Here is a 219-nt window from a genome sequence, read left to right as displayed (position 1 = left end):
TCTGAGTGGACTCGAACCACCGACCTCACCCTTATCAGGGGTGCGCTCTAACCACCTGAGCTACAGACCCACTTCGTGTACTGTCTCTAAACTTGAATCAAGGCAATCTGTGTGAACACTCAACAACTTCGACATCTTAAGGTAAGGAGGTGATCCAACCCCAGGTTCCCCTAGGGTTACCTTGTTACGACTTCACCCCAGTCATGAATCACACCGTGG

Annotated in this window: 1 rRNA gene; it reads right to left on the bottom strand. The window is 50.7% G+C overall.

Annotation, left to right across the window (positions count from 1 at the left end):
• Positions 1-142: 142 nt before the first annotated feature.
• Positions 143-219 (bottom strand): 16S ribosomal RNA (locus KW824_RS20880); the annotation flags it as partial.

The sequence above is a fragment of the Aeromonas sp. sif0611 genome, assembly GCF_019218845.1.
Classification (GTDB): domain Bacteria; phylum Pseudomonadota; class Gammaproteobacteria; order Enterobacterales; family Aeromonadaceae; genus Aeromonas; species Aeromonas media.
This window is presented reverse-complemented; position numbering and strand designations above follow the sequence as displayed.